The sequence below is a fragment of the Bradyrhizobium sp. CCBAU 11386 genome, assembly GCF_028128955.1.
In the GTDB taxonomy this organism is placed as follows: domain Bacteria; phylum Pseudomonadota; class Alphaproteobacteria; order Rhizobiales; family Xanthobacteraceae; genus Bradyrhizobium.
This window is the reverse complement of sequence record NZ_LBKA01000259.1, coordinates 152447-178448: the sequence shown is the minus strand read 5'-3', so window position 1 is coordinate 178448 and position 26002 is coordinate 152447. Positions and strand designations below refer to the sequence as shown.

The following is a 26002-nucleotide window of genomic DNA, read 5'->3' as shown; positions in this document are numbered from 1 at the left end:
TGGAGGCGGCTGTTGGATCGGCCGGCGATGGCCGCCAGCGTCCCCTCAGGATGCGTCAAGAGCGGATTCGGGTCCAGCCTCGGCTGGATCGGTCACCCCGACCGTGTGGTAGGCGCGGCCGAAATAGATCAGATTGTCGGTGCTGCCGGATCGTTGCAGGGCCACGACGCGGCAGAACAGCACGTCATGCGTGCCGACATTGACGATATCGGCAATCCGGCAGTCGAACGCCGCGGCGCAGTCGGCCAGCATGGGCGCACCGGTTGCGAGTGTCGACCACGCGGCCGCGGCAAACCGTTCCTCGGCGGGCACCTTGCCGCCGAACAGCCGGGACAGCGGCTCGTGCCGGGCCGAGAGCACGTTGACGCACACCACCTCGTTGCGCGTCACGCTGGCGTAGGCCGAGGACGCGCGGTTGATGCAGACCAGAAGCGTCGGCGGATCGTCGGTGACGCTGCAAATCGCGGATGCGGCAAATCCGGCGCGACCCGCGCTGCCGTCCGTCGTCACGATGTTGACGGCCGCACCGAGACAGGCCATCGCGTCGCGGTAGTCCTGTGGGGCCACGTCCTGCATCGGCGTCTTCACCCCTCGATGGCAGGCGCAAACGCCAGCCCACGCAGCACCTGCGCCAACACGGAGGCGCCGGCAGCAACATGATTGGGCTCAGCCCATTCGTGCTCAACATGGCTTGCACCGTCGCGGCACGGGATGAAGATCATCGCGGCGGGACAGATCTTGGCGAGATGGCGGGCGTCGTGACCGGCGGCCGATAGAATGTCCATGGCGGAATGCCCCTGCCCTCGCGCGGCCTCTGCGATGCTTGCCCGCAGGCGCGCATCGAAGGCGTTTGACGGCGCATCGACGAGCGGTGTCACCGTGACCGTGCAAGGCGATGCATTCTCTTGGCAAAGAGCAGCGATGCGCACGCCCGCCGCATCGAGCACCGCATTGTCAGGATGGCGCAGATCGATGCTGAAGCTGACGCGCGACGGCACCACCGACGGCGCGTTCGGAGCCACGGCAACGCGGCCGATGGTGAACTTGATGTCGGCATCGACCGTGCCGATCTCCGCATGGAGCGCCGCCGCCATCCGCGCAAAGGCCGCGAGCGCGTCGCGCCTCTCCTGCTGCGCCAGCGTGCCGGCGTGTCCCTCGGCTCCCTCGACCACCACCTGAAACGTTTTCTTGCCCTGGATGCCGGTGACGACGCCGATGGTGCAGGCGGCCGCCTCGAGCAACGGTCCCTGCTCGATGTGCAATTCGAGATAGGATCCGACTGCGAAGCCGAGCGGCCTGGGCGGCATATCAGGAAAGGCCTGATGGAGACGATCGAGCGCTTCGCCGACGCTGATGCCGTCTGCATCGCGCGCGGCGCGGATTGCGTCCATACCGCGCTCGCCGGTAAAGGCTTCCGAGCCCATCATGCCCGGGGCGAAGCGCGAGCCTTCCTCGTTCATCCAGGCGACGACGATGACATCGCGTGCCGGCCTGTCACTTTGCTCGGCGAGCGAGACCGCCGCCTCTAACGCCGCCATGACGCCGGCCGCGCCGTCGAATTTCCCGCCGGTCGGCTGGCTGTCGAGATGACTGCCGAGCAGGAGCGGCGCCGCGTCGCGATCGCGGCCAGCCAACGTCAGGAACAGGTTTCCCGCAGCATCCGTCGACGGCGTCAGGCCCGCCTCGCGTGCCCAGCCGATGACGCGGCGCCAGGCCGCGATCTCGCCGTCGCTCAGTGCCTGACGGTTGACCCCGCCGGCGGGCGTCGCGCCGATCTCGGCGAGCGCCATCAGGCGGGTCCAGAGCCGATCGGCGTTGATCAGGGTGCTCGATCCCATCGACCTACTTCGTGCGCATGATCTGACCCGGCAGCGCGCGCGGATCGCGCGGCAGCCAGCGTCCAGCCTCGACCTGGGCAATGAACTCGGCGAGCAGCGCGTTGAACGCCGCCGGCTCTTCCAGATTGAGCGTGTGGCCGGTCTTCGGGAAGACGGAGAGACCGCAGGCCGGAATGGTCTTCTTCAGGAAGATGCCGGGCTGGAGACAATGATCGTCCTCGTCGCCGACGACGACCAGCGTCGGCACCATCATTGTCTTCAAGCCGTCCTCGAGATCGTAGAACGACGGCCGCCGCGCCTGGACGCCGCGCATGGTGTTGGCAGCGCCGCGATCGGAATGGGTGGCGAGGCGGTCGGCGAATTCCTGCCAGCCGCGCGGATCCTTGTTCTGGAACTGCACCCGGCTGGCGCCGAGCGCATAGATCTTCGAGAATTCCTTGGCGCCCTGTTTCTCGAAATTGTCGGCGACTTCAAGCGAGACGCCGCGAAAATACTCCTCAAACTCCTTCTCACAGCCATAGCCTGCGCCGGCCACGGTCAGCGACAAGGCGCGTTCCGGCGTGCGTAGGCCGAAATGCACCGTGCAAAAGCCGCCCATCGAGAGGCCGACGATGTGCGCCTTCTCGATTCGGAGCGCATCGAGCACGGCGACCGCATCGTCAGCGGTGATCGCCTGCGAATAGGCCTCCACGCTATCAGGCACATCCGACGGCGGATAGCCGCGTGCGGCGTAGGTGATGCAGCGATGGCGCCGGCTGAAATAGCGCAGCTGCGGCTCCCAGCTTTCGTGATTGCCGCCGAATTCATGGATGAAGAGGATTGGCGTGCCTTCGCCCGCCTCCTCCACATGGAGCTTCACGCCGTCTCTGGTCGTGATCATCGTCATCGGCATCACCTTAGAATTGCGGCGGCAGGTCATTGAGCGTGCGCGCCTGCGCAACCATGTCCGGCAGCAGCGTGCAGAGCTTTTCGACCCACGCCTGCGGCACGGAGGTGCTGATCTTGACGAAACGGTCGCCGAAGCGCTGCGTGTGATACGTGCCCTGGCGGATCATGATGCCCTGCCGGCGATAGCACTCGACCAGCGCCTCGGGACGGATGCCCGCCGCGATGGTCTCCAGCACCAGAAAGTTTCCGTGCGAGGGCATGATCGGCAGCGTCAGCCCTTCGATCACGGCCGCCGCCTCCTGGATCATCGCCTTGTTGGCCCGGTCGGTGCTGCGGACCTTCTTCATCCATTCGGCCTTGACCGACAATCCCGCCTGCGCCGCGCGCTGGGCGATGACGCTCGCACCAAGCACGCTCGTGGAAGTCTGCGCCAGTTCCTCGAACAGATCGGGAGCAGCAACCAGAGCACCGATGCGCAGGCCGGCAAGCCCGAGCCATTTCGAAAAGCTGGTCGAAACGACCGAGCCTTGCGGCGCCACGTGAAGCGCCGGCGTGTGGCCATCGGCGAAGTCGCGGTAGGTGCAGTCGTGCACCAGCAGCGCGCCGCAATCGCGCGCAATCGCCGCAAAACTCTCGATCTCCTCGCGGGTATAGCGGATGCCGAGCGGATTGTTGGGATCGACCAGATAGATGATCGCGGTGCGCTCATCGACATTCGCCTTCAGCGCCTCAGGCGTCAGGCGGTAGTTGCAGGCCGGATCGTAGATCGGAATCTCGATCACCTCGGCGCCCTGCTGGCGCGCGAACAGGCACGGCCATTTCCAGGTCGGATCGGTCGTCACCAGCGTCGTGCCGGGCTTGCAGCGCGCGCGACAGATCATCGCCAGCGCGTTGACGCCGCCCTCGGTCACTAGCGCCTCTGCGCCTGGTGTGCCGAGGTCGGCGACGATCGCAGCGCGCAGCGCCTCGAAGCCGAGCGGCGGAGCATAGGCATTGAACTCGCCGGCCTCGATCGAGCGCAGCATCGCCTCGCGCACGGCGGGGTGGCTCTCGATGTGGTTGGTGTTCTGGCCGAGCCAGTAGAGTCCCGGCGTCGCCGAGAGCTCATCGAAATAGCGGTTGCGGACCAGTGCCGCGGATTGAGGCTTCGACATCGACGCCTCAGATCACCGAGCCGCGGGCGGCAATGCCGCCGTCGATCGTCACCACGGTGCCGGTGATGTAGCCGGACCTCGGCGAGGACAGGAAGGCGACGAGATCGGCGACCTCCTCTGACGTCGCCGGCCGCTTGCCGGGATATTTGTCGAACAGCTCTTCCCAGCGGCTTTCGTCGCCGAGCATGTCGATCGCCTTGCGTTTCATGATCTTGAGCATGCGGTCGGTGGCGACCGGTCCCGGATTGACCGCGACGACGCGCACACCGTGATCGAGGCTGCGGCCACCGAGCGCCTTGGTGAAGGACATCAGCGCGGCGTTGCCGGTCGAGCCCGCGATATAGCTCGCGTCCCAGTTCTCGCCGGAATTGCCGATGATGTTGATGATGACGCCGTCCTTGCCCTTCATGCGCGGATAATAGAGACGCGACAGCGTGATGTAGCCGAACACCTTGAGATCGAAGCCGCGGCGCCAGGCCGCGTCGTCGAGAATTTCCAGCGAACCGGCCGGGATGTCGCCGGCATTGTTGATGAGGATGTCGATGTCGCCGACCTCCGCCGCGAGCTTCTCCATCGCAGCCGTGCTCGACAGGTCGAGCGCGTGGATGGTGATCTTCACACCAAAACGGGCTTCCAGATCACGCTTGGCCTGGAGCATGGCCTCGCCATTGCGGGCGGCGAGATGCAGGTGACAGCCCTCCGCGGCGAAGAGCTCGGCCACCGCAAGTCCAATTCCTTTCGACGCGCCGGTGATCAGGGCGGTCTTGTTCGTCAGCTTCAGGTCCACTCCGGGTCTCCAGGATGCAAGCTAGATATACAAGGTCTAGCAATTTGCATACCAAGCGACATCAGGGGTCATTCGAAGGCGGCGAGGAAGTCCAGAAGGTTGTCGCCGAGCAGGTTGACGTGGTCCCGCATAGCGCTGTGCGCCCGCTCCGGATCATGGGCCAGGATCGCCTGCATGATTGCCTCATGCTCGCGGATGGTGTCGGCGATCCGGTTCGGCATGCGTGTCACCCGGCGGCGATACGCGGCGACCTGGTTGCGCAACTTGCGGGTCTGGTCGGCCAGGAAGGCGTTGCGCGAGGCTTCGTAGATCGCTTCGTGGAATTCCTGGTTGATGTCGTAGAAAACGTCGATGTTGCCGGTTTCGCCAGACGTCACAAGCCGCTGGTGAATCTCGCCAATTTCAGCCCCCCAGGCCTGGGAAACGCGCCGGGCGGCGAGCCGCGCGCAGAGCCCCTCCAGCTCCGCCATGACCTGGAACATCTCGATCAGCGCCTGCGCCTTGATGCTGCGGACGGTTGCGCCCTGCCGGCCGCGCAGCTCGACCAGATTGTTGGCGGCCATCAGGCGGAATGCCTCCCGCACCGGCGTGCGCGAGACGCCGAAGCGCTGCGCGATCTCCTGCTCGTCGAGCCGGCTGCCCGGCTCGAGATGCCCCGCCGCGATTGCCCCTTCGAGCTTCAGGCGCAGACTCTCGGCGAGCGTCATGCCCGGGCTGGCCGGCAAGGCTTCATGCCCATTTTTCACGCGTCTGCCTCCAACATGTGCACCAATATCCGCCATCATGTTTCTCCGATATCAATATACGTATACAAAATGGCACCCATCTTCCAGCGAGAGGACTGATTTTCGCTCGGAGGCGCACGCGACTCCGACCTATTCGCCGTCGATCTCGCAAGTCTTATGCCTGATTTGCCCGGAAATCGCACTGGCACACGAGTTGCTAAGAGATTTCGACGCGGTCCGCTTTCGTATGCGAATGGCCGCCGCCATTATACAAGGACATCCCGGTGCAGGCTGCCCGCCTCCCCCATCCCGGACCGGCCACCGAAGCCCCGCAGGCGCAACCAAAGCCTGAGCCGCTGCTCGAACTGCGTGCGATCAACAAGACCTTCGGTCCCGTCGCAGCGCTGTCGGGACTCCAGGCGAGCGTCGCCCCCGGCGAGTTCGTCACCGTCGTCGGCCCGAGCGGCTGCGGCAAGAGCACCCTCTTCAACATCGTCGCTGGCCTCGAAGAACCCGACACCGGCGGCATCCTGCGCTTCGAAGGCAAGAGCTGCCATGCCGCCGACCTGCTCGGCCGCGTCTCCTTCATGCCGCAGCGCGACCTGCTGTTTCCCTGGCGCAACGTCGTCGACAACGCCATTCTCGCGCTCGAGGTCGAGGGCATGCCGCGCGACCAGGCGCGCGCCAAGGCGCTGAAGATGCTGCCCGAGTTCGGGCTCGCCGGCTTCGAGAAGCAATATCCCAACCAATTGTCCGGCGGCATGCGCCAGCGCGTCGCCCTGATGCGGACCTTCCTGTTCGAACGCGATCTGATGCTGCTGGACGAGCCGTTCGGCGCGCTCGATGCGCTGACGCGGGCGATGATGCAGCGCTGGCTGCTCGACGTCTGGCAGAAATACCGCCGCACCATTCTCTTCATCACCCATGACGTCGACGAGGCGATCTTCCTCGGCGACCGCGTGCTCGTCATGACGGCGCGTCCCGGCTCGGTGAAGCTCGAACAGGTCGTCGACCTCCCCCGCCCGCGCCGGCCCGAGATCGTCACCTCCCCCGAATTCGTGCGCCTCAAGCGCACGCTGCTCGATGCCATCGAGGAGGAAAGCATGAAGTCGTTCCAATCCTCCATCGCGCAGGAGAAGACGCCGTGAACGCGATGTCAGCGAGAGAACCGCAAGCCGTGCCGCGCGGGATCGAGCCGGCCGAGTGGGATGCCCGGATCAAGCTCGCGGCCTGCTATCGCATGGTCGCCAAGCTCGGTATGGACGACCTGATCTACAATCACATCTCCCTGCGCGTGCCCGGCCACGAGGATCAGTTTCTCATCAATCCCTACGGCCTGCTGTTCGACGAGATCACGGCGTCGAGCCTTCTGAAGATCGACACCAAGGGCAACAAGCTCGACGATACGCCTTATGCGGTCAATGTCGCGGCCTTCGTCATCCATGCCGCGATCCACACCTCGAACCACGACGCAGCCTGCGTCCTGCACACCCATTCCGACGCAAGCGTCGCGGTCTCAGGGCAAGAGAAAGGCCTGTTGCCGCTCAGCCAGTTCGCGATGCGCTTCTACGACCGCCAGGCCTTTCACGACTACGAAGGCGTCGCCATCGACCTCGACGAGCAGGTTCGCCTGGTGCGGGATCTCGGTCCCCACAAGGTCATGCTGATGCGCAACCACGGCATCCTCACCGTCGGCCGGACGCCGGGCGAGGCCTTCATGCTGCTCTATTATTTCGAGCGCGCCGCGCGAATCCAGCTCCAGATGCAAGCGGCTGCCGCAGCCGGCGCCAAGCTGGTGATGCCGCCACACGAGGTCTGCGAGAAAGCCGCGCGCCAGTTCTGGGAATTGCAGGGCGACATCCTCGTGCCCGGCGAACGCGAATGGCCGGCGCTGATGCGCCAGCTCGACCGCACCGATCCGTCTTATCGCAATTGATTTTCACCGCCTGGAGTATGACCATGTTGAGCCGACGCCACGCTTTCTCCGTCCTCTCCGCCATCGCACTGGCGACCGGCTCGCTTGTCACGGCCGCGTCCGCGGCCGAGCTGCAGAAGGCGAGCCTGCGCCTGAAATGGCTGCCGCAGGCGCAGTTCGCCGGCTTCTATGTCGCGGCCGCCAAGGGCTACTACAGGGCCGAGGGCATCGACCTCACCATCAATCCCGGCGGACCCAACCTGCTCACCGAAAACCTGGTCGCGACCGGCGCCGACACGTTCGGCCTCTCCGGCGGCACCGACAGCGTGTTCGCGGCGCGCGACAAGGGGCTGCCGATCGTCTGCATCGGCGTGTCGCACCAGATCACCCCGTTCATCTTCGTCACCCGCAAGGACGGGCCGGTGAAGACGATCCAGGACTTCAAGGGCAAGACCGTCACCACCTGGTTCACCGGCGCCAACCACGTGCTGAACGGCATGCTGGCCAAGGAAGGCATCAAGCCGGATGAACTGAAGATCCAGCCGCAGCAGGTTTCGGTGACGCCCTTCGTGGACGGCAGCGTCGATGTGGTCACGGCGACCTATTACAACGAGTTCTACACCATCCAGTCGCGCATGCCGAAGGACAGTTTGAAGACCTTCGTCGCCGAGGATTACGGCATCACCTTCCCGCGCGACACGCTGATCGTGGCCGAGGCCACCGCCAAGGAGAAGCCGGAGCTGGTCAAGGCTTTCGTGCGGGCGTCGCTGAAGGGCTGGAAGGACGCTTTCTCCGATCCCAAGGGCGCCGTCGACACCGTGATGGCCACAGCCCCGACGCTCGACCGCGCGCAGCAGGAGTTCATGCTCACCGAAGTGAAGCGCCTGATGACATCAGGCGCGGCCGCGAAGAACGGCATGTTCTGGATCGATGCCGACGCGGTCAAGACTGCCCACGACTTCTTCCTGAAGTACGGCGTGATCTCCAAGCCGCTGGATCTTGCTGCCGCGTATGATGCAAGCTTCATCCAGAGCGTTCCGCAGGCGGACCGGCTGCCGTGAGCAGCCCTGTGGCGACATCGCTTGGTGAGGCCGGCGCGGCCGCGCGGTCGATGGCGATGCCGGCCTGGCTGCGCAAGCTGATCCGGCTCCTGCTCGGTCTCGTTGTCGCGGCGGTGATCTGGGAAGGCGTGGTGCAACTGTTCGGCATCCGGCCCTATTATCTGCCGCGCCTCAGCACCATCCTGATGGCGATGGCGGCCACGCCCCGCGCCTATGTCGACGGCTTCCTGCGCACGCTAGCCGAAACCCTGATCGGCTTTGCTTCGGGCGGCGCCTTCGGCGTGCTCATGGGCGTCGTGTTCTTCCGCGTCCGCGCGCTGCGCGAGATGGTGTTTCCGATCTTCGTGGTGTCGCAGACCATTCCGGTCATCGCCTTCGGGGCGCTCGTGGTGCTGTGGTTCGGCAATGCGCTGCTCGCCAAGGCGATCATCGCGTTCTATCTGACCTTCTTTCCGGTGACGGTGAACACGCTGCTGGGCCTCGAAACCGTCGATCCCAAGCAGGTCGCCTTGATGCGCAGCTTCGGCGCCTCCAACCGCCAGCTCCTGCTCCGCTTGCAGCTTCCAACCGCATTGCCGCAGATCTTCGTCGCGCTGCGGCTGGCCGCATCGCTGAGCCTGGTCGGGGCCATCGTCGGCGAATGGTTCGGCGACACCACCGGGCTCGGCGTGCTGCTGCTCCAGGCCATGTTCACCGAGAACGTCGTCGCGATCTGGGCCGCCCTGCTCGCCGCCGCGCTGCTCGGCACCGGCTTCTATGCGGTCGTCGCTGCGGTCGAGCGACGGCTGGTGTTCTGGAACGCCGAGCAATGAGCCGCGCGCTCGCCTCACCTTCGCTCGCCGTCCAGCGCGGCATCCTGGGCGCCGTCCTCCTGGTCGCATGCTGGGAAGGCGCGGCGCGCGGACTGCATCTGCCGGCCTATGTTCTGCCCGCCGTCAGCGACATCCTCGCAGGCCTCTGGTCCAAGCGCGCGACACTCATTGACGCTGCCGGCTACACCCTGCTCGAAGCGCTGGTGGGCTATGGCCTCGGCTGCCTGATCGGTATCGGCCTCGCCGTCGCAATCGCATTGGTTCCGGCGCTTCGCAGCGCGATCCTGCCGCTCGCGACCGCGATCAATTCGGTGCCCGTGGTCGGCTATTCGCCGCTGATCCTGCTGTGGTTCGGCATCGGCGTCAGCTCGAAGATCGTGATGGTGGCGATGGCGGTGAGCTTCACCATCCTGCTGTCGATGCTGGCCGGGCTCGATCGTGTCGACCGCCGCGCCGTCGATCTCATGAAGAGTTTTGGCGCAAGCCGCTTCGGTGTGCTGTGGCGCCTGCGCCTGCCGACCGCCCTGCCGCTGCTGCTCGCGGGCATGCGCGTCTCGACCGTGCGCAGCGTGATCGTGGCGATCGTCACCGAGATGCTCGGCGCGCATGGCGGGCTCGGCTGGGTGATCTACCAGGCCGTGCTCCAGATCGACTTCGTCCAGGTCTGGGCGGCGATCTTCGTCGCATCCGCGGCGAGCCTCGCCTTCTTCGGCCTGATCGGCTTCCTCGAGCGAAAAATCCTGTTCTGGACATGACGCCATGAAACGACAGATGCATCTCGGCCTGTTCATCCTGGGAACCGGCAGCCACGTCGCCGGCTGGCGCTATCCCGGCGCGGTCGACAGCTTCCAGGACTTTGCGGCGATCCAGGAGATCGGCCGCACCGCCGAGCGCGGCAAGTTCGACCTGATCTTCATGGGCGACAATCTCTATGCCGATGCCGCCGCCCATCCCTCCTACACGCTGCGGCTCGAGCCGTTGACGATGCTGGCCGCGCTCGCGACGTCGACCAGCCATATCGGGCTCGGCGCGACCGTCTCGACCACCTACAGCGATCCGTTCTCGGTCGCGCGTGTGTTCGCCTCGCTCGATCACATCTCCGGGGGACGCGCGGCGTGGAACGCGGTGACGACGGCCAATCCGGCCACGGCCGCGAATTTCGGCACCACCCATCCCGACCACGCGCGGCGCTACGAGATGGCCGGCGAATTCCTCGACGTCGTCAAGGGCCTGTGGGACGGCTGGGCTGATGATGCGATCGTCGCCGACCGCGCCAGCGGCCTCTACATCGACCCGGCAAAACTCCGCCCGATCGACCATGACGGCGCGTTCTTCAAGGTGAAGGGCCCGCTCAACATCGGCCGCAGCCCGCAAGGCCGCCCCGTCGTGCTGCAAGCCGGCGGCTCCGAGGCCGGGCAAGCGCTCGCCGCGCGCACCGCCGATATCGTATTCTCGGTGGTGCAGGACATCGAGGAGGCCAAGGCCGGTTACACGTCATTGAAGACGCGACTGCCGGCGTTCGGCCGCAAGGCTGACGACGTCACGGTACTGCCGGGCGTGATGCCCGTCGTCGGCCGCACCGACAAGGAGGCGTTCGAGAAACTCAACGTGCTCCAGAGCTTTGTCAGCGGCAGCAATGCGCTCGCGATCCTGTCCGACCGCTTCGGCCGGGACATGTCGGCCTATGACCTCGACGGACCGATCCCGGACATCGCACCGTCCGACAGCTATCACAGTTTCGCCAGCGTCATGCTCGCCAAGGGCCGCCGCGAGAACATGACGCTGCGCGATCTCTACAATCTCACCGCCGCCGCCCGTGGCCATTGGGTGCTGTGCGGCTCGGCCGAGCGCATCGCCGATACCCTCCAGCTCTGGTTCGAGGAGCACGCTGCCGACGGCTTCAACGTCATGCCGCCCTATTTCCACGAAGGGTTCGAGGATTTCGTCGAGCTCGTCGTACCCATCTTGCAGGAGCGCGGGCTGTTCCGCGCGGGCTATGAGGGCACGACATTGCGCGATCACCTCGGCCTCGCGCGGCCAGCCAATCCGTTCTTCGAGGCTTAGAGCGCGCCGGCGATCCGAAGTGCCTGTTCCAGCGCCCGCAATTCGTTCGCCGTTGCGGGCGGCTGCGGCGGCCGTGCCGCGTCGCACGCCAGACGTCCGAGCAGCTTCAGGCAGGCCTTGAGCCGTACTGTTGCCCGTCCCCCGGGCGCATCGCGGTAGATCGCGACCGCCAGCGGATAAAGCTTCTCGTGCGCGGCACGCGCTCGCTCCCAATCGCCGGCCTCGGCCGCAGTCCAGAGGCTGACGACGAGTTCTGGCACGACGCAGGCAAGGCTGACCTGGCTGCCGGCCGAGCCGACGAGATAGCTCGTCAGCAGATGTTCGTCGCCGGAGCCGAGCACGACGAACTCCGGACGCAGCTTGTGAACCAACCTCAGATTCTGCTCGTAAGTCGCGACCTCCCAGCTGCCCTCCTTGATCGCGACGAAGCGGCGATCGGCGATGAGCTGCTCCAGCAGCGGCGGCGCATAGGCCATGGCTCCCGCGCCGACCGGTGCGGCATAGAGCATCAAGGGTGAGGTTGTCGCGTCGCGGATACGGCGATGATGCTCGATGACGCAGCCATCGGCGTGACCGAGCGCCCAGCTGTTGGGAGGGAACACCAGGAGGCCATCCGCGCCAGCCTGCTCCAGCGCGGCCGCCTCGCGCGCAGCCTCCAGGCTCGATTCATGGTTGACACCGGAGACGATCAGGCAGCCGTTCGGAACATGCGCGCGCGCCAGCTCCACCACGCGCCGCTTCTCGGCAAGTGACAGCACGAAGTTCTCGCCGGCGTGGCCGTTGACCAGGAGTCCATTGATGCCGGGCGTGGACGCGACCGAGGCCAGATGCACCGCCAGCTGCGCCTCATCGATCCCGAAGTCGGGCATCATCGGCACGATCGTGGCGGCATGGATGCCGCGCAGGCGATCGCCGAATGTCTGCGTCATTTCGCCGGACACCGCCGCCGCGCCGGCTAATGGATGATCTGGTCGAGGAACACCCGCGCCCGCTCGGACTTCGGATGCTGGAAGAACTCCTCCGGCGCGGCCTGCTCGACCACCTTGCCCTCGTTCATGAATACGATGCGGTCGGCGACCTCGCGGGCGAAGCCCATCTCGTGGGTCACGCACAGCATGGTCATGCCCTCCTCCGCAAGCTTCTTCATGGTCTCCAGGACTTCCTTGACCATCTCGGGGTCGAGTGCGGAGGTCGGCTCGTCGAACAGCATGATCTTCGGCCGCATGCACAGCGCGCGCGCGATCGCGACACGCTGCTGCTGGCCGCCCGACAACTGCCCGGGAAATTTTTCGGCCTGATCGGGAATCCGGACCTTGGTGAGGAAGTGCATGGCGAGGTCCTTCGCCTCCGCTTCGGACATGCTGTTCACGGTCATTGGTGCCAGGATGCAATTCTCCAGCACCGTCATGTGCGGGAACAGGTTGAAGCTCTGGAACACCATGCCGGTGTCGCGCCTGACCGCATCGATGTTCTTGCGCTGGCGATCGAGCTCGACGCCGTTGACGTAGATCAGGCCCTCGTCGTGCTTCTCGATGTGATTGATGCAGCGAATGAGCGTCGACTTGCCCGAGCCGGAGGGACCGCAGACCACGATCTTCTCGCCTTTGGCGACCTTGAGATCCACCTCATTCAACGCGGTGAAGTCGCCATAGTGCTTGTAGACGGCTTCCATGCGAACCGCAGGCACCTCACGGAGCTGCGTTGCACCTTCGACGCCGCTAGCCGTATTCATCGATATCTCGCTCATGCGCGGGCCTCCACGCTTGCCTGCGCAACCGGCGCCCTCGCCGCGACCCGCCTGGATTTCGCAGCGCTCGACCGACCAAAGTGCTTCTCCAGCCGGCGTTGAATCGCATCCCAGACCGAGGTGAGGATCAGGTAATAGGCCGTGGCCGCCGCATAAACCTCGAGGATCTGGAAATGCTCCTGCATCAGCATGTCGCTGCGGCGCATGAGCTCCTCGACCGAGATCACCGAGGCGAGCGAGGTCGCCTTCAGCAGCGAATTGATGGAGTTGCCGAGCGGCGGGATCATCAGCCGGAACGCCTGCGGCAGGGTCACGCGTCGGAACGTCACCCAGGGCGACAGGCTGAGCGCCCAGGCAGCTTCGCGCTGCCCCGCCGAGACGGCCATGAAGCCGCTGCGCACGATCTCGGCGAGGTAGGCCGCCTCGTTGAGAATGAGCCCGACCAGCGCGCAGGTGATGACGGAGAACTTGATCCCGAGCTGCGGCAAGCCGCTGTAGATCACCACGAGCTGGATCAGCAGCGGCGTGCCGCGGAAGAACCAGATGTAGAAGCGCGAGAAGCCTGATAGCACCGGATTGGACGACATGCGCATCAACGCGATGCCCATGCCGAGGATCAATCCGCCGATGACGGCCGCCACCGTCAGGCCGATGGTGACGAGCACACCCTTCATCAGGAAGTAGTTGAAGAAGTAGTTGACGGCGGCCGTCGGACTGAAATGGCTCATCGGCTCGTCTCCGTAGGTATCAGGCCGGGCCTGGGCCGGCGATCGCGAGCGGCTGATCGGCCGGCATGCTGGTCAGGCCGAACTTGTCGAACAGCGCCTTATAGAAGCCGTCGGCACGCATCGCGTTCAGCGCCTTGACGACGGCGTCAACCACCGTCTTGTTGCGGAAACCGAGCGTGGTTCGCGCCGTGCCGAGCCCGCTCAATACTTCTTTCACGCGACCGCGGCCGACAAGATCGCGCGCCACGCTGTCGACGAGCAGCGCGTTGTCCACCTGGCCGGCCAGCAATGCGCTCACGACGTTGGTGGCGGTGGGGAATGTCCGCATCTCGACGGCTGCGCCTCCCTTCGCCACGCTCGCATCGCTGAGCTTCTTGAGCCAATTCATCTGGTAGCTGCTCACCTCGACGGCCGATGACTTCCCGATCAGATCATTTTCGGTAGCAATTTTTGTGCCGCTGTCGGGCGCAACCACGACCGAAATGGCCTGAATGGCGTAAGGCACCATGTACATCAGCTTGGAACGCTCTTCGGTCCAGAACATGCCGGTGTCGATGCCGTCGATGCGGGCCGCGTTAAGCGCCGGGATCATCGCCGGAAAATCCATCCGGACGAGTTCGACCGGAAGACACAACCGCTTGCCGAGCTCGGCGGCGAGTTCCACGTTGAGGCCCTGCAAGTTGCCGTCCTTGTCGACGAATTGCTGCGGCGGGTTGGTCGGATTGATCGAGAGCTGCAACTTCCCGGGCGCAATCAGATTGTCGTCGGTGATCCCAGGCGTACAGGCCGCATGCGCAGCCGTGGATGCGAGAGCGAGTGCGGCAGCCGCACTCAGGCGAAGCAGTGTCGAGAGCATGTGATACCTCCAGTAAGACGCCAATGACCGATGCAGTCCCTCGCCCGGGTTTCCCCTCAATGTTTCTTGGATGCGGCCGGCCGGATCTCACGACACGACAGGCAGCATCGTCTTCTCTCCCTCAAGCCGGTCCCGACATCGGCTTGAGCTGGATTCGCATGAAGTTCTTCACCAGCGATTCGAACGGACCGAAGCCCTTCACCTTCAGGAACTCCGGCGTCTCGAACGCCCATCGTCCCGCGACTTCGTACATGGCCGCGTATTTTGGTCCGTCGCCGATCGAGACGAAACGCTTTGCGGACAGCCAGCCGGGACAGGCGAGCAAATCAGGGAAATGCCTCTGCTCGTACCAGGCGTTGAACGCGGCCTCGTGCTCGGGATCGATGTCGACCCGCACGATGTGGATGAAGGCCTCGCCGGGCATCGGTTTCTCCGTCAAGCCAGACGGATGTCGCCGACCGCGCGCGCCGCGCCGACGGTCGTTGCGATGACGTCGCACAGCGCAGGAACGACCGGCAGCAAGGGCGGTCGCGGATCCGCATTGCGGATCAGGCCGAGCGCCTTGAGCCCGACTTTCATGCGCGTGTGCATGTCCATGATCGGCGCCGGCCCGTAGATCGCGCGGACGATCGGATAGAGCCGCTCGTTGACCGCGCGCATCGCCGTGAGATCATCAACGAGCGCCGCCTGCCAGAGCGCGACGAACAGATCCGGCGCGAGGCTGACGAGACCCGAGAGAATGCCGTCGCCACCGACGGCAAGCTGCGGCAGGAACCAATTGAAATTCGACGGCAGGATCGCGACGGTGGGATCGGCCTGCTTCACCGCCCGGCGGTTCTCGTCATAGGCGAAGATGGTATCGCTGCCCTCCTTGATGGCGATGACGCTGTCGAGCGCTGCGATCTTCGCCAGCGTCTCCGGTGAGTAGCCAAATCCGGACGCCAGTGGATATTGGAAGATCGACACTGGAATGCCGATGGCGGAACTGACCGCCTGCACGAAGGCCACCGGTGCACGCGAGGTCGCCGATGCACCGCCACCAAGCGGTGCCGGCGGGAACAACACGGCGCAATCGGCGCCGGCAGCTTCCGCGAGCTGCGCCTGATGGATCGCCTCCGCGGTGGAATGCGCGATGATGCCGGCCAGCAGCGGCTTGCAGCCGATTTGCCTGCGCGTCCGCTCGATCACCGCCTGTCGCTCGTCATCCGAGAGCGATCCGCCCTCGCCGGCATGCCCGTTGACGAACACCGCCGCGATTCCGTCCGGACAGGCACAATAGTCCAGCACGCGGCCGTAGCCGTCCCAGTCGATCGAGCTGTCATCCTTGAAGGGCAGCACGGTCGCGACCGTGACGCCGCGCAAGTCAGGTTTCTTCATCGGCTTGCTCATGACGGTTTCCGCCGCGGGAATTTCAGGCTCGCGCGCGCCTTCAGCACCTCGAGGCCGCCCTCGTTACGGGCGCTTGCCTCCCAGATGATCGTGCGGGTCTCGTGGTGCTGCTCGGCGATCCAGACGTCGAAGGTGAGCGTGTCGCCGTAGAACACCGGGCCGGTGAACCAGAACCGATCCTCGACAGAGACGCCGATCGTGCCAACCAGTTCGCTGGTGAGGACACTGGTACAGAGCCCCGCGACCATGATCCCCGGCGCCAGCCGGCGGCCGAAGCGTGTAGCGCCCGCATAGACCTCGTCGACATGAACAGGGCCGAAATCGCCGGTCGCGGCAATATAGAGTGCACCGTCCGCCTCGGTGATGGTCTTGCTGAGGCTGACCCTGTCGTTCACCTTCAGGTCGTCGAAGGATTTCGGCTCGTACATGGCTCAGCCCTTCGCGAACGGAACCAGCGTCGCGGTACCGTCCACCACGGTCGCCCCCGAGGGCGACAGCGTGCAGGTGACGCGGCAGACCGCGTCATCACCGGCAACCGAGACGATCTCGGCCCTGGCCTCGACGGACTCGCCAACGATCACGGGCGCGGCGAAATTCAGCGCGATGCTGCCGATCCGCCGCGTCGGTCCGCCGAGCTGGCTGAGGCAGGTCGTGGCAAGGCCGCCGACCGCGAGCTCGAAGGCGACCATGTTGGAGGCGCCGGCCTTCCGGGCGCGGACGGCATCGACATAGAGACCACCGAGATTGCCGCTGATGCCGGTGAACATCGCCTGCTCCGCCACCGTCATGGTCTTGCGGAAGGCGAAGACGGCGCCGGGCTTGAGAGGTGCGTGAGACATCGGTCGTTCCCTAGAGCTGCAAGCCGTTCTTGATGGTGCTGCGCGCGACCAGCATGCGGTGGATTTCGGAGGTGCCGTCATAGATGCGGGTGACGCGCGCGTCGCGATACATGCGCTCCAGCGGCAGGTCCTTGCTGAAACCCATGCCGCCGAACACCTGGATGGCGCGGTCGACGACGCGGCCCTGCATCTCGGACGCCGCGACCTTGATCATCGAGACCTTGTCGCGCGCATCCCGGCCCTGATCGATGTCCCAGGCGGCGTTCATCACCATCATCTTGACGCCGAAGATCTCGGTGGCGGAATCGGCAATGAGTTTCTGCACCATCTGGAAGTCACCGATGAGCTGGCCGAACTGACGCCGCTCGCCGGCATGCTTGCGCATCATCTCGAGCGCACGCTGCGCCATGCCCACCGCCCGGGCACCAATATGAGCGAGACGAATCTGGAGCACGCTCTGCATGATCAGCTTGAATCCGCCGCCGACCTCGCCGAGCACGGCCGCTTTCGGAATACGGCAGTCCTCGAAGGTCAGCTCGGCATGGCCATAACCGCGGTGGCCCATCATCGGCTGCGTGCGCGCGACCTTGAAGCCCGGCGTGCCGCGATCGACCAGAAACAGCGTGATGCCGCCCCGCGCGCGCTTCTCCTTGTCGGTCAGCGCCATCAGGATCACGTAATCGGCGATGTCGCCGTCGCTGATGAAATGCTTCGTCCCGTTGAGCACCCACTGGTCGCCATCGAGATGAGCGGTCGTGCTGATCGATGCCGCGTCGGAGCCGGCGCCCGGCTCGGTGATCGCCATCGCGCAGATCTTGTCGCCCTTCACCGTCGGCAAGAGATAGCGCTCGACCTGATCGCCCTTGCAGGCCATCAGCATCGGATAGACCTGGCCGAACACACGGCGGATCAGCGCATCGGAGGTCTTGCCGAACTCCTCTTCGACGAGACAATGCTCGACGCAGGACAGCCCGCCACCACCGACATCAGCCGGCATGTTCATCGCATACAGGCCGAGCTTCTGTGCCTTGGCCTTGGTGACCGCCAGCACATCGGCCGGCACCGTAGCCGTCCGCTCCACCTCGTCCTCGAGCGGCTGCACCTCCATCTCGACGAAGCGGCGGACGGTATCGACCAGGAGGCGCGTATCCTCAGGGACTGAAAAGTCGATCATCGCGCCACTCCCACCGCCTTGCCGGCAATCATCGCGTCAATGTCGGCAGCGCTGTAGCCGATCTCGCCGAGCACCTCGCGGGTCTGCGCACCCAGCCGCTGCGGAACCAGCCGCACCTCCGGCGTCCGGCCGTCATAACGCGCGGGATGCGCGACCATCCGGATTTGCGCGCCCCCGGCACTCTCGGCGCTCTTGAACACACCGAGATGTTTGAGCTGGGGGTCGGCCTCGAGGTCGCGATAGTCCTGCACCGGCGCGTGCCAGATCCGCGCCGCTTCAAGCGAGGGCAGCCAATCGGCAGTCGACTTCTGTTTCAGGCGCGCTGCGACGATCCGCGTGATCTCCTCGCGCTTCGAAAAACTATCGGCCTCGCCGAACCGCTTCAACTCTTCGCAGTCGAGCCCAGCCGCGAGCGCCTTGGGCGCTGCCATGGAGATCGCGAGATGGCCATCGGCCGTCGCGTGAATGCCGTAAGGTCCGGGGCTGAACCAGGCAGCGATTCCAGCCGGACCGCGCGGCGTCGGCGACGGCGCGCCATTGAGCCAGGCGGTCAGCGGCTCGACCTGGAGATCGAGGGCGGCCTGATAGAGGTTGACCTCGACGAGCTGCCCCTTCCCCGTCTTGGTCCGGGCAAACAACGCGGCGAGAATGCTCATGGCATAGAGCGAGGCCGCATGCTGATCGACGATCACCGCGCCGACAGCGGTCGGCTCGCCATCGGCGCGCCCGGTTCGCATCGCCAGGCCCGACATGGCCTGGAGCAGCAGATCCTGGCCGGGACGATCCTTGTAGGGCCCTTCCGAACCAAAGCCGGTTGCAACCGCATAGATCAGACCTGGATTGATCGCTTTCAGCGTCTCGTAACCGAGGCCGAGCTTGGCCATGGTCCCCGGCCGGAAATTCTCCATCACGACATCAGAGGTCGCCACCAGCTTCTTCACGGCCGCGATGCCGTCGGGATGCTTGAGATCGACCGCGATACTGCGCTTGTTGCGCCCGGTCGCCAGATGATTGACGCTGTCGCCCGCGACGAAATGATTGGCCACCGCCCAGTTGCGCTGAAACGCGCCTTCGATCGGCTCGACCGCAATGACGTCGGCGCCGAGATCGGCGAGCGTCTGCGCGGCCAGCGGGCCCGCGAGATAATGGTTGAAGCTGAGGATCTTGACGCCGTCGAGCAGGTTCATCCGGTCACACCCGTTTAAGCAGCCGCAATGGACGCGCCGCGCCACGCGAGACCGAACGTCTTGACCAATGCACGCGCAGCCGCGTCCTGCGCGGCCGGCAATGGCAGGCGCGGCGGGCGCGGGTCGCCGACCGCAAGGCCCATATGGCCGAGCAGCGCCTTGCTGCCGGCGACATAGGCCTGGCCGCCGACGAATTCGATCACCGGCAGATATTTCAGATAGAGCTCGCGCGCCTCCTTGATGGCGCCCTCGTCCGCGACGAGGCTGAAGATACGCGCCATCTCGGACGGCACGACATTGGAGGCGACCGCGACCCAGCCTTGCGCGCCCTCGACGAAGGATTCGAAGCCGAGGATGCCGCCGAACACGGTCATCCTATCGCCGCAGAGACGGATGATGTCGCGCACCCGCGTCACCTCCAGCGTCGACTCCTTGATATAGAGACAGTTGTCGATCTCGGCGAGGCGCGCCACGAGAGGCGGCTTGAGATCAACATTGGCGGTCGCCGGATTGTTGTAGACCATGATCGGCAGCGCGATCGCGTCGGCCACCGTCTTGTAGTGATGGACGAGCTCATCGTCGGTCGGCGTCGAATAGAATGGCGGAATGATCATGACGCCGTCGGCGCCCAGCTTTTCGGCACGGCGGCTGAGGCGAACCACCTCGCGCGTATCCTCCGCACCGGTGCCGATCAGCACGGGCACGCGCCCCGCGGCCTGGCCAATGACGACCTCCGCCACCAGCGCCTTCTCGTCATCGTCGAGGGACAGGAATTCGCCGGTCGAACCGAGCGGGATCAGCCCATGAATGCCTTCCGCGATCTGCCAGTCGACAAAGGCGCGCAACGCCGCGACATCGACGTCGCCGCCTTGCGTGAACGGGGTGATCATGACGGTGTAGGTGCCGCGAAACGTCTTCATCAGGGAGCTGCCGGGTGATCAAGTTGACTTGGATGACAACGATCTACTGCGGAATATCCGCAGTCTTTCTGCAATCGATTGCGTAACTGGCTCTGCATTGAGCAACACCATCCATTTTTTGGGCTTGATCCACGTGGAAATAGCCCATAGCGTTCCTGCAATCGATTGCAGTCTATCGGCAGGTTTGATGAGCGTCACGCTCAAAGATGTGGCACAGGCGGCCCGCGTTTCGGTCAGTACCGCCTCGCGCGCACTGACTGGAACCGGCTTGACCAGCGAGCGCACGCAGCAGCGCCTGACGCGCATCGCGCGCGAGCTCGGCTATCGGCCGAACCCCATCGCGCGCGGATTGAAGACCGGACAATCGCGGCTCGTCGCACTGCTCGTGCACAACCTCACCAACGCCTCGTTCCAGGTGATGGCCGAAGTGGTGCAGGCGCGCCTGAAGGCGCTGGGTTATCAGATGCTTCTGTGCATCGGCGGCGACGATCCGCAGCAGGAGAGCGACACCCTCACGACGCTGGTCGACCATCGCATCGACGGGCTGATCGTCGTCCCGACCGGCAAGAACGGCCCGCAGCTCAAGGCGTTGGCGAAGGATGTTCCGATCGTCTGCCTGGTGCGGCGCGACGACGCAACCGATCTCGAGACCGTGCTCGCGGACGATCCGCAGGGCGCCTATCTCGGCACGCGCCACCTGATCGAGCTCGGCCACAAGCGCATCGGGTTGATCGTCGGCCGCCAGGACACGACGTCCGGCCGCGAGCGACTGTCCGGCTATGTCCGCGCGCTGCGCGAAGCCGGCATCACCAAGGACGACACATTGATTCATGCGGGCCATTTCGTCCCCGAGACCGGTGTGACGGGCTGCCGCAAGCTGCTGGACCTCCCGCGCCCGCCGAGCGCGATCTTCGTGGCCAACCACGAGGCAACGCTCGGCGTGCTGCGCGTGACGGCGGAGCGGAACATCGCGATCCCCGACGACCTCTCGCTGCTCTGCTACGAGGACATGCCGTGGTTCGAATGGCATCGCCCCGCCATCAGCATCGTCGACAACGGCGCGCGCGATCTCGCCAATCTCGCCGTCGACCGGTTGCTGCAGCGCATGGATGCCAAGGGGAATGGCAAGGGCAACGGCAATGACGGCGTCCGCGAATATCGCGTCGGCGCCCGGCTGATCAAGCGCGACTCCTGCCGCCAGCTCGACACCCCGATCTCCGCCAGGTCCACGAAGCCCAAATCCTCCCCGTCCAAATCGTCTGGGTCCAAGTCGGCTGCGTCCAAGTCGTCTGCGGCCAAGCCCGCGAAGGTCTGATCGATGCCCTATGTCGAAGTGCTAGCCCCGCAAGCCCCAATCCAGCGCAAGGCTGCGCTGGCGAGGTCCGTGACGGACGGCCTGATGTCGGCGTTCGGCGTGACCGCAGATACGGTCACGCTCTATTTCCTGACCATTGCGCCCGATGACTACGCCCATGCCGGCACGTTCGGCGCGCAGGCCACCGGCCAGCGCATCCTGCTCAAGGTGCACGCCTTCCGCCGCAGCGAGGCCGAGCGCCGCGCCGCCGCCATCGCGCTGACCCGCGGCGTATGCAGCGCCTATGGCGTGCCCGGCGACGACGTCGCGGTCTATTTCATCGATCGCGACCGCAGCGAGGTCTCCCACGATTCCAAGCTCGCCAGCGACTGACGGGAACCGCACGCCATGGACCGCTTCTACTCCCAAGACCAGAAAGCCCTGCGCGAGACAGCGCGCCGCTTCGCGGAAGCAGAGATCCTCCCGCGCGCCGCCACGATCGACCGCGAGGACCGCTTCGACCGCACGCTCTACAAGGACATGGCCGATCTCGGCCTGTTCGGCATCTGCCTGCGCGAGGGCGCCGGAGGCGCAGGGCTCGATGCGGTCGCGGCCTGCATCGCGATGGAGGAACTGGCGCGATGCTCCGGCGCAGTCGCCAATGCCTTCGCGATCCCTGTCGAGGCGGTGCTGTTCTTCGACCATCACGGCACCGACGCGCACAAGGCGCTGATCCCTAAAATTCTCAGCGGCGACATTATCCCCGCGACCGCCGTCTCGGAGCCCGACCACGGCTCCGACGTCGCCGGCATCCGCACCAATGCGGTGCGCGACGGCAACGGCTGGCGGCTCAATGGCACCAAGGCCTGGGTCACGCTCGGCGGCGTCGCCGATCGCATCATGGTGTTCGCGCGCACCGGCGCGGATGCGGGCCATCGCGCCATCTCCTGCCTGCTGGTCGACGGCGCCCTGCCCGGCATCGCCCGCGGCAAGAACGAAGAGCTTCTCGGCATGCACGGCCTTGAAGACTGCCAGATCACCTTCTCCGATGTTCAGCTGCCGGCGGACAGCGTGATGGGGACGGAGAACCAGGCCTTCAAGATGGCCATGAGCAATTTCAACTTCAGCCGGCTGATGATGGCCTCGATGGCGCTCGGCATGGCGCAGGCCGCCTTCGAGGACGCCACCGCCTATGCCCGCGACCGCAAGCAGTTCGGCCAGGCCATCATCGGCTTCCAGGCGGTTCAGTTCATGCTCGCGGACATGTCGACCGACATCGCCGCCGCGCGGCTTCTGATCCATCACGCCGCGCGCCTGCACGATGCCGGCGAGCCGATCGCCAAGGAGGCCGCGCAGGCCAAGCTGTTCACGACCGACATGGCGATGAAGCACGTCTCCAACGCGCTCCAGATCCACGGCGGCAACGGCTATTCGCGCGAGTACCGCATCGAGCGGCTGTTCCGCGACGTGCGCCTTGCCCAGATCTACGAGGGCACCAACCAGATCCAGCGGCTGATCATCGCCCGCCAGGTCGAGAAGGAGGCCGCGTGATGCGGGGCGTGCAGTCATGCTGAGCATCATCACCGCAGCGGAGGCCGCAGGCCTCATCCGCGATGCCGACACGCTGATCGTCGGCGGCAATGGTGGCACTGGCGCTGCCGAAGCCATCCTCGACGCGCTGGAGCAGCGCTTCATCAGTGGCCAGGGCCCGCACAATCTGACGCTGATCAACATCACCGGCGTCGGCGCCGTGACCGAGAAGGGCCTCTGCCATCTCGCCCATGAGGGCCTGATCGCGCGCGTGATCGGCGGCAATTTCGGCCTCCAGGTGCCGTTCATGCGCCTCGTCCGCGACGAGCTGATCGACGCCTATAATTTTCCGCAAGGCGTGATGAGCCAGCTCTGCCGCGCCATGGCGGCGAAACATCCCGGTGTGCTCACCCATGTCGGGCTCAACACCTACATGGACCCCCGCCAGGACGGCGGCCGCATGAACAAGCGCACCACCGCGCCGCTGGTCGATTTGCTCGAGCTGCACGGCCAGTCCTGGCTGCTCTACCGCGTCCCCGCTCCGCCCGACGTCGCCATCATCCGCGGCACCTCGGCCGACGACGACGGCTATATCAGCATGGAGCACGAGGGCACGACGCGCGAGGATCTCTCGATCGCGCAGGCCGTGCACAATGCCGGCGGCACCGTGATCTGCCAGGTCAAGCGGATCGTGAAGCGCGGCTCGATCCATCCGCAGATGGTGAAGATTCCGGGCTTCCTGATCGACCACGTCGTGCTCGAGCCCGATCAGATGCAGACCTACGGCACGGCCTATGATCCGGCGCGCTGCGGCGAAACGCGTGTGCCCGTGGCGATGATCACGCCCGATCCGCTGACCGAGCGGCGGGTGATCGCCCGCCGCGCCGCCTTCGAGCTGCGCCCGCGCGACGTCGTCAATCTCGGCGTCGGCATATCCGCGATGATCCCCAATGTCGCTGCCGAGGAAGGCATTTCGGACCTGATCACGCTGACGGTAGAATCCGGCGTGGTCGGCGGCGTGCCCGGTCATGCGCGCGAGTTCGGTACCGCCATCAATCCGCGCGTCATTCTCGACCAGGCCTATCAGTTCGACTTCTACGACGGCGGGGGCCTCTCCTGCGCCTTCCTCTCCTTCGCGGAAGTCGACGAGATGGGCAACGTCAACGTCACCCGCTTCGGCGAGCGCCGTGACGGCTCCGGCGGCTTCATCGACATCACGCAGAACGCCAAGCGATTGATCTTCAGCGGCACCATGACTGGCGGCAAGTTCGACATCGGCGTCGAGAACGGGCGCCTCGCGATCCGGCGCGACGGCGCCTTCCGCAAGTTTGTGCCGCAGGTTGGCCAGATCAGCTTCAGTGCCTCGCTCGCCGCGCAGCGTGGCCAGCACGTCAGCTACGTCACCGAGCGTGCCGTATTCGAGCTGGAGAACGGCAGCGTGACCTTGACCGAGATCGCGCCGGGCGCTCGCCTGGAGGAGGACGTCCTCGCCCATATGGGCTTTAAGCCGCGCATCAGCCCGCAACTGAAGGACATGGATCCGCGCATCTTCCGCTCCGGGCCCATGGGCATCGCGCAGAGCTTCAAGGCCCTGCCGGCGCGGCCACGCAAGGTCGCCTGAGGGATCTAGATGGACACAAGCGCTCCCATCAATCTCCGTTACGAGGACATCGCGCTCGGCGCGGAGTTCGAGACCGCCGTACACACCGTGACGGAGGCCGAGATCGCAGTCTTCGCCGACGTCACGCACGACCATCATCCACTCCACGTCGATGCCGCCTATGCGAGGTCGCGCGGCTTTCCCGCGGTGATCGGCCACGGGTTGTTCGGCCTGTCGCTGATGGAAGGACTGAAGTCGGAGCTGAAGCTGTACGAGGAGACCTCGGTCGCCTCGCTCGGCTGGGACGAGGTGCGGTTCAAGGCGCCGATCGTCGCCGGCGATGTCTTGCGCGTCCGCTTCCGCTTCGCCGAGAAGCGGCCGACCAGGAATCCCGCACGCGGCATCGTCATCGAGACGCTCGACCTTCTCAACCAGCGCGACGAGGTGGTGACGGCGGCCCGCCACACCTCGCTGATCCTGACCCGGCAGGCCGATCGCGACGCGACGGCGGCCATTTGACGAGACAATGAAGAAGACGTCGGACCGGAGAACGGCTCCTCTGCCACCCACGATTTGATCGGAGTATTCAGATGCGATTTCCCAAGACCTTCTCCGCCTTCGCCCTGCTGATCGGCCTGTCCCAGGCGGCCGCCGCCCAGACCTGTACGCCGAAGGTGCCGGCATCAAGCCTGATCGAAGCGCCGAAATGGCAGATGTCGATCAACCCGACGCTGCCGCCGCAGCAATTCGTCGACGACAAGGGCGAGTTGCAGGGCCTCAATGTCGAGCTCGCCCGCGAGATCGCCAAGCGCATCTGCGTCGAGCCGGTGTTCCTGCGCATGGACTTCCCGCCGATGATCCCGGCCCTGCGTTCGGGTCGCTTCGATGCCATCAACACCGGCCTGTTCTGGACCGAGGAGCGCTCGAAGATGCTCTACCTCGTGCCTTACGCGCAGCAGGCGATCAGCATCTACACAGATCCCTCCTCCAGCCTGAAGCTGGAGAAGTTCGAGGATCTCGCCGGCCGCGTCGTGGGCGTGGAATCGGCGACCTACACCGAACGCAAGGCGCGCGAGTTCAGCGCCGAGATGGTCGCCAAGGGCCTCAAGCCGGTCGAGCTGCGCACCTTCACCACGGTCACCGCCACCTCGGCGGCGCTGCGTGCCGGCCAGCTCGAGGCTGCGCTCAACATCAACGAGACCGCCAACTCGCTCGAACAGAAGGGCATCGCAAAGATCTGGGTCCGCGACATCGCCGGCACCGACATCACCTTCGCCTTCCGCGACAAGCTGCTGGCCCAGGCCGTTGCCGATGCACTCACCGCGATCCGCGCCGACGGCACCTATGACAAGCTGTTCGACAAGTTCGGCATGACCAAGCTGAAGGCCACGACATTCGCCATCCGCGGCGACGGACCGACGAACTGAGGGAGGTGGGCCGCGGTCTCGTCATTGTGCAATGACGAGCATATCAACTCCGTCATCCTGAGGTGCG

29 protein-coding genes are annotated in these 26002 nt (G+C 65.4%); 12 read left to right on the top strand and 17 right to left on the bottom strand.

Annotated features, from left to right (window positions below; translation table 11 throughout):
* Positions 1-45: 45 nt before the first annotated feature.
* The 6 genes from XI09_RS41420 to XI09_RS41395 all read right to left on the bottom strand — a co-directional run bounded on the left by XI09_RS41420 (position 46) and on the right by XI09_RS41395 (position 5413).
* Positions 46-576, bottom strand: coding sequence for a flavin reductase (locus XI09_RS41420; protein ID WP_271572071.1), 531 nt, complete (start codon positions 574-576; stop codon positions 46-48).
* A gap of 8 nt (positions 577-584) precedes the next feature.
* Positions 585-1838: a Zn-dependent hydrolase gene (locus tag XI09_RS41415; RefSeq protein WP_271572070.1), complete on the bottom strand. Its 1254-nt coding sequence runs from the start codon at positions 1836-1838 to the stop codon at positions 585-587.
* A gap of 4 nt (positions 1839-1842) precedes the next feature.
* Positions 1843-2724 carry an alpha/beta fold hydrolase gene (locus XI09_RS41410; protein WP_271572069.1) on the bottom strand — a complete coding sequence of 294 codons (882 nt, stop codon included), beginning with the start codon at positions 2722-2724 and terminating at the stop codon, positions 1843-1845.
* A gap of 10 nt (positions 2725-2734) precedes the next feature.
* Positions 2735-3880 carry a pyridoxal phosphate-dependent aminotransferase gene (locus XI09_RS41405; protein ID WP_271572068.1) on the bottom strand — a complete coding sequence of 382 codons (1146 nt, stop codon included), beginning with the start codon at positions 3878-3880 and terminating at the stop codon, positions 2735-2737.
* 7 nt (positions 3881-3887) lie between these two features.
* Positions 3888-4667, bottom strand: coding sequence for an SDR family oxidoreductase (locus XI09_RS41400; RefSeq protein ID WP_027548966.1), 780 nt, complete (start codon positions 4665-4667; stop codon positions 3888-3890).
* Between the two features lie 68 nt (positions 4668-4735).
* On the bottom strand, positions 4736-5413 hold the full coding sequence (locus XI09_RS41395) for a GntR family transcriptional regulator (RefSeq protein WP_271572067.1): 678 nt from the start codon (positions 5411-5413) through the stop codon (positions 4736-4738).
* 263 nt (positions 5414-5676) lie between these two features.
* On the opposite strand from XI09_RS41395, the gene XI09_RS41390 reads away from it, so the two are divergent.
* Genes XI09_RS41390 through XI09_RS41365 form a run of 6 tightly spaced genes read left to right on the top strand, consistent with a single transcriptional unit; the run spans position 5677 to position 11244 of the window.
* Positions 5677-6540: an ABC transporter ATP-binding protein gene (locus tag XI09_RS41390; protein ID WP_271572066.1), complete on the top strand. Its 864-nt coding sequence runs from the start codon at positions 5677-5679 to the stop codon at positions 6538-6540.
* Complete coding sequence (locus tag XI09_RS41385; protein WP_271572065.1) at positions 6537-7328, top strand: class II aldolase/adducin family protein; 792 nt, start codon at positions 6537-6539, stop codon at positions 7326-7328. Before XI09_RS41390 ends, XI09_RS41385 begins: the two co-directional genes overlap by 4 nt.
* A gap of 23 nt (positions 7329-7351) precedes the next feature.
* Complete coding sequence (locus XI09_RS41380; protein WP_271572064.1) at positions 7352-8368, top strand: ABC transporter substrate-binding protein; 1017 nt, start codon at positions 7352-7354, stop codon at positions 8366-8368.
* Complete coding sequence (locus XI09_RS41375; RefSeq protein WP_271572063.1) at positions 8365-9180, top strand: ABC transporter permease; 816 nt, start codon at positions 8365-8367, stop codon at positions 9178-9180. The genes XI09_RS41380 and XI09_RS41375 overlap by 4 nt, the downstream gene beginning before the upstream one ends.
* Entirely contained in the window at positions 9177-9935 is a 759-nt protein-coding gene (locus XI09_RS41370) for an ABC transporter permease (RefSeq protein WP_271572062.1), read from the top strand. Before XI09_RS41375 ends, XI09_RS41370 begins: the two co-directional genes overlap by 4 nt.
* 4 nt (positions 9936-9939) lie before the next feature.
* Positions 9940-11244, top strand: a complete 1305-nt coding sequence (locus tag XI09_RS41365; protein ID WP_271572061.1) for an LLM class flavin-dependent oxidoreductase — start codon at positions 9940-9942, stop codon at positions 11242-11244.
* Here XI09_RS41365 and XI09_RS41360 read toward each other — a convergent pair.
* The 11 genes from XI09_RS41360 to dapA all read right to left on the bottom strand — a co-directional run bounded on the left by XI09_RS41360 (position 11241) and on the right by dapA (position 20087).
* Positions 11241-12173, bottom strand: a complete 933-nt coding sequence (locus XI09_RS41360) for a dihydrodipicolinate synthase family protein (RefSeq protein WP_271572060.1) — start codon at positions 12171-12173, stop codon at positions 11241-11243. The genes XI09_RS41365 and XI09_RS41360 overlap by 4 nt on opposite strands.
* A 26-nt stretch (positions 12174-12199) precedes the next feature.
* Complete coding sequence (locus tag XI09_RS41355; RefSeq protein WP_271572059.1) at positions 12200-12991, bottom strand: amino acid ABC transporter ATP-binding protein; 792 nt, start codon at positions 12989-12991, stop codon at positions 12200-12202.
* On the bottom strand, positions 12988-13719 hold the full coding sequence (locus XI09_RS41350) for an amino acid ABC transporter permease (RefSeq protein ID WP_271572058.1): 732 nt from the start codon (positions 13717-13719) through the stop codon (positions 12988-12990). The genes XI09_RS41355 and XI09_RS41350 overlap by 4 nt, the downstream gene beginning before the upstream one ends.
* Positions 13720-13738: 19 nt before the next feature.
* A complete protein-coding gene (locus tag XI09_RS41345; protein ID WP_271572057.1) occupies positions 13739-14575 on the bottom strand; it encodes an ABC transporter substrate-binding protein in 837 nt (278 codons plus the stop codon).
* A gap of 121 nt (positions 14576-14696) precedes the next feature.
* Entirely contained in the window at positions 14697-14999 is a 303-nt protein-coding gene (locus XI09_RS41340; protein ID WP_271572056.1) for a DUF4286 family protein, read from the bottom strand.
* Positions 15000-15010: 11 nt separating this feature from the next.
* Positions 15011-15964, bottom strand: a complete 954-nt coding sequence (locus tag XI09_RS41335; protein ID WP_271572055.1) for a dihydrodipicolinate synthase family protein — start codon at positions 15962-15964, stop codon at positions 15011-15013.
* On the bottom strand, positions 15961-16392 hold the full coding sequence (locus tag XI09_RS41330) for a MaoC/PaaZ C-terminal domain-containing protein (RefSeq protein ID WP_271572054.1): 432 nt from the start codon (positions 16390-16392) through the stop codon (positions 15961-15963). The genes XI09_RS41335 and XI09_RS41330 overlap by 4 nt, the downstream gene beginning before the upstream one ends.
* Positions 16393-16395: 3 nt before the next feature.
* A complete protein-coding gene (locus XI09_RS41325; RefSeq protein ID WP_271572053.1) occupies positions 16396-16803 on the bottom strand; it encodes a MaoC/PaaZ C-terminal domain-containing protein in 408 nt (135 codons plus the stop codon).
* Positions 16804-16813: 10 nt separating this feature from the next.
* A complete protein-coding gene (locus tag XI09_RS41320) occupies positions 16814-17977 on the bottom strand; it encodes an acyl-CoA dehydrogenase family protein (protein ID WP_271572052.1) in 1164 nt (387 codons plus the stop codon).
* A complete protein-coding gene (locus XI09_RS41315) occupies positions 17974-19164 on the bottom strand; it encodes a CaiB/BaiF CoA transferase family protein (RefSeq protein ID WP_271572051.1) in 1191 nt (396 codons plus the stop codon). The genes XI09_RS41320 and XI09_RS41315 overlap by 4 nt, the downstream gene beginning before the upstream one ends.
* Before the next feature lie 14 nt (positions 19165-19178).
* Positions 19179-20087: a 4-hydroxy-tetrahydrodipicolinate synthase gene (gene dapA, locus XI09_RS41310; RefSeq protein ID WP_271572170.1), complete on the bottom strand. Its 909-nt coding sequence runs from the start codon at positions 20085-20087 to the stop codon at positions 19179-19181.
* A gap of 184 nt (positions 20088-20271) precedes the next feature.
* On the opposite strand from dapA, the gene XI09_RS41305 reads away from it, so the two are divergent.
* The 6 genes from XI09_RS41305 to XI09_RS41280 all read left to right on the top strand — a co-directional run bounded on the left by XI09_RS41305 (position 20272) and on the right by XI09_RS41280 (position 25935).
* On the top strand, positions 20272-21399 hold the full coding sequence (locus XI09_RS41305) for a LacI family DNA-binding transcriptional regulator (RefSeq protein WP_271572050.1): 1128 nt from the start codon (positions 20272-20274) through the stop codon (positions 21397-21399).
* 3 nt (positions 21400-21402) lie between these two features.
* A complete protein-coding gene (locus XI09_RS41300) occupies positions 21403-21771 on the top strand; it encodes a tautomerase family protein (RefSeq protein ID WP_271572049.1) in 369 nt (122 codons plus the stop codon).
* Positions 21772-21786: 15 nt separating this feature from the next.
* A complete protein-coding gene (locus tag XI09_RS41295) occupies positions 21787-22929 on the top strand; it encodes an acyl-CoA dehydrogenase family protein (protein WP_271572048.1) in 1143 nt (380 codons plus the stop codon).
* A gap of 16 nt (positions 22930-22945) precedes the next feature.
* On the top strand, positions 22946-24529 hold the full coding sequence (locus XI09_RS41290; RefSeq protein ID WP_271572047.1) for an acyl CoA:acetate/3-ketoacid CoA transferase: 1584 nt from the start codon (positions 22946-22948) through the stop codon (positions 24527-24529).
* A 9-nt stretch (positions 24530-24538) separates the two neighbouring features.
* Positions 24539-25027 (top strand): MaoC family dehydratase, encoded by a 489-nt coding sequence (locus XI09_RS41285; protein ID WP_271572046.1) that lies wholly within the window; start codon positions 24539-24541, stop codon positions 25025-25027.
* 71 nt (positions 25028-25098) lie between these two features.
* Positions 25099-25935 (top strand): ABC transporter substrate-binding protein, encoded by an 837-nt coding sequence (locus XI09_RS41280; protein WP_271572045.1) that lies wholly within the window; start codon positions 25099-25101, stop codon positions 25933-25935.
* Positions 25936-26002: the final 67 nt, after the last annotated feature.